The following is a 7,958-nucleotide window of genomic DNA, read 5'->3' as shown; positions in this document are numbered from 1 at the left end:
AAAACTAGAGAACCGCCGTGTACCGAACGGTACGCACGGTGGTGTGAGAGGTCGGGAGATTTATTCAAATCTCCCTCCTACTCAATATGTCTGAAATTTTAATCCGAAATATCCACGTCTGCCACGATATTAACGGTGTACTCCGGGTATTCGTTATTCATTTCTTCATAAAGAATGTGCAAGCCCTCATTGGAATCGACAGCTGAGACCGGTATTACTGCAAGGTAGTAATAACCTCAGCTGTTTTAATTTTGCTAAAAACTCTTGCCTTCCCCCTCATCTGTAAGGGTTACTGATTGCGAGTATAGTGTCAATTGTCACCTAAGTGGAGTACCATATTGCCCGGTTCACCCGTAATACGGAATGTACCAGCTTCTCCATTGGCTTCAGCAATGCCAACTCCCGTGATAGGGTCATAAGAAGTGACATCCGCTATGAATGACATACCTTCCGAATTAGTACAGGAAATGGCTATCCAACCGCCGGTATCTATTACACGATAACTTACTGTTACCGTTATTCCTTCGCCGGAAAATGTTTTGCTGTAAGAAGCTCCTATGACCTTTTCTATTGCATAAGGAGGATCGGTGTCATTACCAGATACTTCGCCACTTTCTTTTCCCGATTCGGCACCGCTGATTTCCTTATCTTCTCCTTTATTATCTTCCTTATTTTCCTGTTCTTTATCGACTGCCTGCTCATCAACCTCCGAACGCTTCTCTAATGCCTTGTCAAAGGCTGCATCTTGCTCATCATCGTTGACGCTTGCAGTATCGTCATAAGGGAAAGCGCGCAGTGTGCCCTCCCGCTGGGAGCTTTCCTCTTTTAGCTCTTCTTTGGCTTCTCTGATGATTTCTTTGTTAGCTTCGTCTAAATCTTTGACAGCGGCTTCGGCGGCTTCTTTAGTGTCAAAGCCTTCCTGCTCAACACTTTCTGCTGCATTTGTATAATCAGAAGATGTAAGTTCCGATGTTTCTTCCTTTGTAGCTTCTTTGGTAACTTTTTCCGCTGTTTCCTTGATTTCCTTTACGTTTTCTTTGTCTATACCTAAGTCCTCAAGTTTATCCTCCAATTTAGGATCATTGGCGTCAACAGTCGTTGCCTTCATCTCTGTTGAGCCATCGTCCTTCTTCTTTTTTTCTATACGCAAAACCTTTACTGCTCCGTCAGCGGCTCCATCTACCTTGTCGGCAACTGTAATAATTTTATTTATCTCTTCCGTTTTGTCTAGGGCATTAATGTATTTTATCAATCTCGCCATGCCCTCTTCGCCTAATTTGAGAATTTTTCCCTTGGCTAAAGCCTGAGCTTTTTCAAAATTCGTATCCGGTCCACCAGTAAAAATACTCGTCACCGAGTCAGCAGTTTCCGTACAGGCTACCGCATTTGACCAAAATTCGCTCTCATCTCCGGTAAACACGATATATATGGTGTTTGCGGCATCGGCGGACGTATCCACTGTTTTGACGATTACATTCACACCGCCTAGAGTACCGCCGGTAGCCGCTGCTACTTTCGTAGCAATGACAGTTTTTGCTACTTTTCCTGCTGTCTTGAGTACAGCACTCGTACGGTAGGCTACGTCACTTGACACTTCTTTCAATGTATTGGCGTTGGCGTTAGCCCCTGTTAAAACTCCGTGTTTTTCATTATAAATATTTTGCCAAACATCTCTAGCGGTTTTTTTGTCTTTATGGAGATATTTAGCAATGCGCTCCAACCTTTCCTCCGGCGGTAATTTCGCCCAACGATCGGTAAGCTCCTTACCATTGCCCGCGCTCATAATATCGTTGGCTAATCGCTCCGCCTCACTGTAGGACTTGTTATCGTAAGGATAAGCAGCATAAGTTTTGGAAAAAAACAGTGTTTCCAAACTCAGTAGCTTTTCTTTCTTTTCCGGCAAAACAAAAGTAGCATATCCCGATTGTTTCATGGCATTCATCAAATTACCCGCCAAGTATAGCGCAACTTGAGAAGTTTTATAGGCGCGATTATGAGCCTCGGCGGTTTTCCTTAACAGTGCGTCGTATTCAGCCGGTGTTCCCTTGTCCGTATCATAGGACGCTACCGCTTGGGCGTACAGAGTCGCTACAATCTCTCGGCGATAGGCTTCATTTACCATAATGGCAACAATTTGCGCCTCTTTGTTCATAGGAAGCATTGTTGAACTTACTGTGCTTTTTTCAAGCTCTGCTTTAATTTTGCTGCCGCATCCGCCAATAATAAATGCTAACATGAAAATGAATAAACTCACGCACAGAAATTCCAGTCTATTGCGTTGCAATCGCTTTATCATGTTCTTTTCCTCCCTCAATCGTCACTCCCATTGTTATAGCCCCTACTTTACCTTTATTCAGCATTCATAACTCCGAGCTACGGTCTGCAACTTTCTCACCTTCCGCAAGACCTTTTTGAGCCCCCTTCCTTTTCATATCGTCAAGAACAGCCTTTACATTTGGTGATACATCTTCTATAGAACCTTAAAATGGTACTCCTTCCTTAAATTGTAGCATATTTTATTTTAATACAAAAACTGGTCAATTAAGCATTTCTTCTACCCATAGAGTCACCAAACAGGAGAAATTTAGTCATCCAGGAAATTATTAATAAATTTCAATGCAGATCCTGCTTTTGAAGCTGCTTGTGAATTTGGATTTGCATTTGAAGATGATGTATTATCTATGGCTTTTTGTTCACCTAAATCATCAATAGGTGCCACAAGGATTTTACCTGTACCTCGATATACATTAACTACCCCTTCGCCAGTTGCCATACTGCTAATAAACGACTTATTGACTTTTTCTACAGTAAAGTCCAAATTGCCAGACCAAGCAACAGCATATGGACCATCAATTCTTGCTATACTATTCTCAAGCGTAATTTCCATCAATTCATCATATGGTACGGAAGATTCCAATACGGCAACTCCATCACCAACTAATTTAGTATTAAATAATCCCTCTCCGCCTAGAATTGCCGAAGAAAAATTGGCTCTAGACTGCATATCAATATTAATATCACCAGAACTTGCAAGATACATACCATCTTCCACAACTATTCCGCCATCCCAGTCTTTAGGATTAACTAAAATAATATGCTTATACGTTGGTTCAAGAATTAATGTACCGCTACCCGAATACAGTGGTTTCACAGCTGACTCGTTATTTACGACACTCTTAACCATTTTCCCCAAAAAATCTCCTGCACTCATTACATCTGATTTAGCAGAAATATTACCTATCATCATCTGCATAGCACCAGCTTGCAGTCTATATGAATCATCTTTTAATTCAATCCAGACTTGACGTTTGCGTATATTCATTTCAGATGCATAATACGCAAACATAGCTGAAAGTGGATTTGTTGATAAATCTTTTTTGTATTCATATACCTTTACTGCGCCTAACTCAGATACACAACATCTATTTGTTCCTTCCTCTTGCTTTACGGTAAAAGAACCATTATACATAGTGTCATTTTCTACCTGCCCAGTATTTGATGTTGTTGAACCAAGTTTTGTGCCACAACTAGTACAAAATCTAGACCCATCCGGCAATTTTTGTCCACAATTAGTGCAAAACATACTATTCCTCCCATAAATAAAGTCACATAAAAATATTTACCCATGACCATCTTACAATATTTATTTAACAATTACAATTTTTGCCCCATTGACTCACTGATTATTTTTTTCGAGAACTTCATCGAGAACTGCACATTTCCTTATTTCAAGTAGCTCAATAGCAGATTTGACCAACTTGACCCACATTTCATCAGCAACAACAGAAGAAATGAAAGATTGTCGCCAAGAAAATTCTTAAAGGTCTTTTGTTATTGGCATTTTTTACCCAGACCTTTATAGACACTAACTCTAAACATTGTTAAAATTAATTGGAAAGTGCAACTTATCTGAACGTATTTGTATATTTGGGGTGTATGGATATGAGTACTGTGTTGACCAAAAAACAAATGTCAGAAGAAGACACCAAGCTTCATTTTATTACCCCTGCTATTACCTCCAAGTGGAATTCCAAGAAAATTACTATGGAGACCAAGATTACTGATGGCAGAGTGAATGTCAAAGGCAACCTGACCAGGCGTGAAAGTCCTAAACGGGTTGATTATTTATTGTACCTTTCTGACAACAAGCCTATTGCTGTTGTGGAAGCAAAAGACAACAATCATTCTGTTTCTTTTGGTTTGCAGCAGTCAATGACTTATGGCAAGAAGCCTCTCACCCGTAGGGAAAGAGCCGAGAATATCCAAAAGAAGGATATTTTCTCAAAATATAGCGGTGCGGCCAAGGAAGTATTGGAAACACTGCTGGTGAAATACATGGATCTTGGCATCAAGGAAATTGAAAAGACTGAAATCTTGAAACTTTCCGATTTTGCCAAGTTCGGAGCCCCTAGTAAGATTGCCAAGCTCTTTGGTGGCAACAATGAATACAAGGCGGCTGTTTTGGAACTCAAGGATGATTTATATGAGGATGAGGTAGGTTAGAATAAATGGCTATTAGCGGTTTTGTGAAAAAAATTAGAGATATTATGCGGTTGGATGCAGGTATCAATGGTGATGCCCAGAGAATTGAACAGCTGGTTTGGATTTTATTCCTCAAGGTTTACGATGCCAAGGAAGAAAACTGGGAGTTTGATGATGATAATTATGAGTCCATTATTCCAGAAGAATGCCGTTGGCGTAACTGGGCTGGAGACAGCTCCTTGACGGGCGATAAGCTCCTGGATTTTGTCAACAACACCCTGTTTCCTACTTTAAAAGAACTGCCTGTTACTGCTGATACTCCAATGAAAAAGGCCATTGTCAAAACTACCTTTGAAGATGCCAATAACTATATGAAGGGTGGCGTGTATCTTCGTCAGGTCATTGATGTTGTGAATGAGATTGATTTGGAGGATACCTCTGAAACTCACGCCTTTGGCGATATTTACGAGTCCATTTTGAAAGAATTGCAGTCTGCTGGTTCTTCTGGTGAATTTTACACCCCTAGAGCCGTGACTGAATTCATGGCGGAAATGATTGAGCCAAAGATTGGCGAAACCATGGCCGATTTTGCCTGTGGTACTGGCGGTTTCTTGACTAGCTGGATCAAACAGCTTGAAAAGCAGAAATCAAACACTGGGGACATAGAAAAGATTAATGCCTCTTTTTATGGCATGGAAAAAAAGCCATTCCCTTACTTGCTCTGTATCACCAATATGCTCCTTCATGGGATGGAGAATCCAAACGTAGCCCACGGCAACTCTCTGACCAACAATCTATTGGATTATACCGAGAAGGACCAGTTCGACAAAATCTTGATGAATCCTCCATACGGTGGACATGAAAATGCCTCTGTCAAAGGTTACTTCCCGGATGATTTGGCCAGCAGTGAGACTGCCGATCTTTTTATGTCTGTAATCATGTACAGATTGAAAAAAAATGGTCGTGCTGCAGTTATTCTTCCTGATGGATTCTTATTTGGCAATGATAATGCCAAAACCAGCATCAAGGAAAAGCTGATTAAGGATTTCAATCTGCACACCATTATCCGTATGCCTGGAAGTGTGTTTGCACCATATACCGGTATCACCACTAACATTCTGTTCTTTGACAATACTGCTCCTACTGAAAATATGTGGTTCTATCGTATGGATATGCCGGAAGGATACAAGCATTTCTCCAAGACAAAGCCAATGAAGCTTGAACATTTTGATAAGGTTAAGGATTGGTGGAATGACAGACAGGAAATCGTTATTGATGAATGGCCAAAGGCAAAGAAATTCTCTGCCAAGGAAATTGCTGATAATGACTTTAACCTTGATTTATGTGGTTTCCCTCATGAAGAAGAAGAAATACTGGAGCCAATGGAGCTAATCAAGAGCTATCAGGAGCACCGCCAGGCGCTTAATGCTAAGATTGATAAGGTGCTGGAGGCTATAACGGCAAAATTAAATGTAAAATAACTTGTCACAGGGGTTCTTGCACGTTTATTGACATTTTATTATAAAAAAACTATAATAATTTTTGAAAGAATTGACTAACGGCATATTAGGCACAAAAAGAGACCCTCGATAGATGAATGGCCTGGAAAACTACTCATCTTCGAGGGTCTTGCACTTTTAACGGCCGTGCTCAGTCGGGGCTGGCTGCTTATAGCAGGTGTCTGTCAAACCACTTGCAAATATAGTAAGCAACTATACTTGCCAACACAGACAAAATGAAAACGGCCAACGACATTTCGGCACCTCCCTCTGCTACCGTAGTATAGAGGAAAAGCAGCAATTAAATTATAACATATCCATTGCAATAATATAAAGTATCGACCATTATTTATTTATTAAATAAGTTTATTTGCCTATATCGTTTTAAATAATAACATAGGCAGTTATTGCAGTTATAGAAAGGATATAATATATATGATGACGGCACAACAGCTTAAGAACAGCATATTGCAACGGGCCATTGAAGGAAAGCTGGTGGAACAACGCCCAGAGGAAGGTACTGCCAAGGAGCTCTTGAACGAGATAAAACTTGAAAAAGAAAAGCTCGTCAAAGAAGGGAAAATAAAAAAATCCAAGTCATTGCCAGCTATTACGGAGGATGAAATACCTTTTGAGATTCCTGATAGTTGGGAATGGGTACGGTTAGGAGATATAGGTATTACGATAACTGGCAAAACACCAGCTACTAGCAATGCAGAATATTATAATGGAACTATACCGTTTATAGGTCCTGGTAATATTTCAGCTAATGGAATTATATCTTATAATTCAGAAAAAAAACTAACTGATGAAGGCTTAACTCATAGTCGTAAACTCGAAAAAGGTGATATTGCTCAAGTTTGCATAGGAGGGTCAATAGGCAAAGCTGCCTTAATAACAGAAATATGCGGTTTTAATCAGCAAATTAATGCAATTAAACCTACCTTAGTGTCCAGTCTTTACCTTTATATGGTGTTAATATCTGATTATTTTTATAAGGCATTAAAAACGAATTCTACAGGTACAGCCACCCCAATTATAAATAAGGATGGCTGGAACAATTTGCTTATTTCTATCCCACCACTATCCGAACAGCACCGCATTGTTGCCAAAATAGAGGAGCTTTTGCCTCTTGTTGACCAATACGACAAGGCCTATTCCCAGCTTACGGCCTTAAATGAAAAATTCCCTCAGGACATGAAGAAAAGCATTCTCCAATATGCCATTGAAGGAAAACTGGTTGAACAACGATCTGAGGAAGGCACTGCCAAAGAACTTCTGAAAGAAATTAAACTTGAGAAAGAAAAACTCATCAAAGAAGGGAAAATCAAGAAATCTAAGCCACTGCCACCAATTACTGAGGATGAAATTCCATTTGATATCCCAGAGAATTGGGAATGGGGCAGATTTGGTGAAATAACAATAAACAGAGACAATGAGCGCATACCTCTATCTGTTAGTCAAAGAGAAAATTTGGATAAAATCTACGATTATTATGGTGCATCAGGTGTAATAGATAAGGTTGATAGATACTTATTTAGTAAAGACTTGCTTCTTATTGGAGAAGATGGCGCTAACTTATTAATGCGCAGTAAACCTATTGCGTTTATTGCAAAAGGTAAGTACTGGGTCAATAATCATGCTCATGTTATAGATGTTTTTAGTTCAATATATATGGTATATCTTATGTACTATATCAATACTATTAATTTATCTCCCTATGTTACTGGCACAGCTCAACCCAAAATGAATCAAGCAAAAATGAACAGTATACCTGTTCCTATCCCACCACTTTCCGAACAAAAACGCATTGTTGCCAAAATAGAGGAACTTATGCCTCTATGCGACAAGCTGTCCAAAACCAAATAGAAAGCATACGAAAAGGCCCTAGCCATCCCAAAAATAAGATGGTTAGGGCCCTTATAACGAGCTTTAAGATGTCCCCCACCTCTTTAGGTGGGGGAAAACAAACTACAA

General features: G+C 39.8%; 5 protein-coding genes. 3 read left to right on the top strand and 2 right to left on the bottom strand.

From position 1 onward, the window contains the following. Positions 1-310: 310 nt before the first annotated feature. Positions 311-2,296 carry a hypothetical protein gene (locus tag Q0Y54_RS10280; protein WP_297967313.1) on the bottom strand — a complete coding sequence of 662 codons (1,986 nt, stop codon included), beginning with the start codon at positions 2,294-2,296 and terminating at the stop codon, positions 311-313. 288 nt (positions 2,297-2,584) lie between these two features. Continuing rightward, positions 2,585-3,583 carry an AIM24 family protein gene (locus tag Q0Y54_RS10275; RefSeq protein WP_297967310.1) on the bottom strand — a complete coding sequence of 333 codons (999 nt, stop codon included), beginning with the start codon at positions 3,581-3,583 and terminating at the stop codon, positions 2,585-2,587. 359 nt (positions 3,584-3,942) lie between these two features. On the opposite strand from Q0Y54_RS10275, the gene Q0Y54_RS10270 reads away from it, so the two are divergent. The 3 genes from Q0Y54_RS10270 to Q0Y54_RS10260 all read left to right on the top strand — a co-directional run bounded on the left by Q0Y54_RS10270 (position 3,943) and on the right by Q0Y54_RS10260 (position 7,850). Next, positions 3,943-4,503: a type I restriction-modification enzyme R subunit C-terminal domain-containing protein gene (locus Q0Y54_RS10270; protein ID WP_297967308.1), complete on the top strand. Its 561-nt coding sequence runs from the start codon at positions 3,943-3,945 to the stop codon at positions 4,501-4,503. Positions 4,504-4,526: 23 nt separating this feature from the next. After that, positions 4,527-5,963 (top strand): class I SAM-dependent DNA methyltransferase, encoded by a 1,437-nt coding sequence (locus tag Q0Y54_RS10265; protein WP_297967305.1) that lies wholly within the window; start codon positions 4,527-4,529, stop codon positions 5,961-5,963. Between the two features lie 453 nt (positions 5,964-6,416). Continuing rightward, complete coding sequence (locus Q0Y54_RS10260; RefSeq protein ID WP_297967301.1) at positions 6,417-7,850, top strand: restriction endonuclease subunit S; 1,434 nt, start codon at positions 6,417-6,419, stop codon at positions 7,848-7,850. Positions 7,851-7,958: the final 108 nt, after the last annotated feature.

Origin of the sequence: uncultured Anaerovibrio sp. (genome assembly GCF_947302755.1) — a bacterium.
GTDB lineage: Bacteria > Bacillota > Negativicutes > Selenomonadales > Selenomonadaceae > Anaerovibrio.
This window is presented reverse-complemented; position numbering and strand designations above follow the sequence as displayed.

Bases quoted from the DNA above. Each gene is read 5' to 3' on its own strand.
- Q0Y54_RS10280 (WP_297967313.1), bottom strand. From the start codon at position 2,296: ATGATAAAGCGATTGCAACGCAATAGACTGGAATTTCTGTGCGTGAGT.
- Q0Y54_RS10275 (WP_297967310.1), bottom strand. From the start codon at position 3,583: ATGTTTTGCACTAATTGTGGACAAAAATTGCCGGATGGGTCTAGATTT.
- Q0Y54_RS10270 (WP_297967308.1), top strand. From the start codon at position 3,943: ATGAGTACTGTGTTGACCAAAAAACAAATGTCAGAAGAAGACACCAAG.
- Q0Y54_RS10260 (WP_297967301.1), top strand. From the start codon at position 6,417: ATGATGACGGCACAACAGCTTAAGAACAGCATATTGCAACGGGCCATT.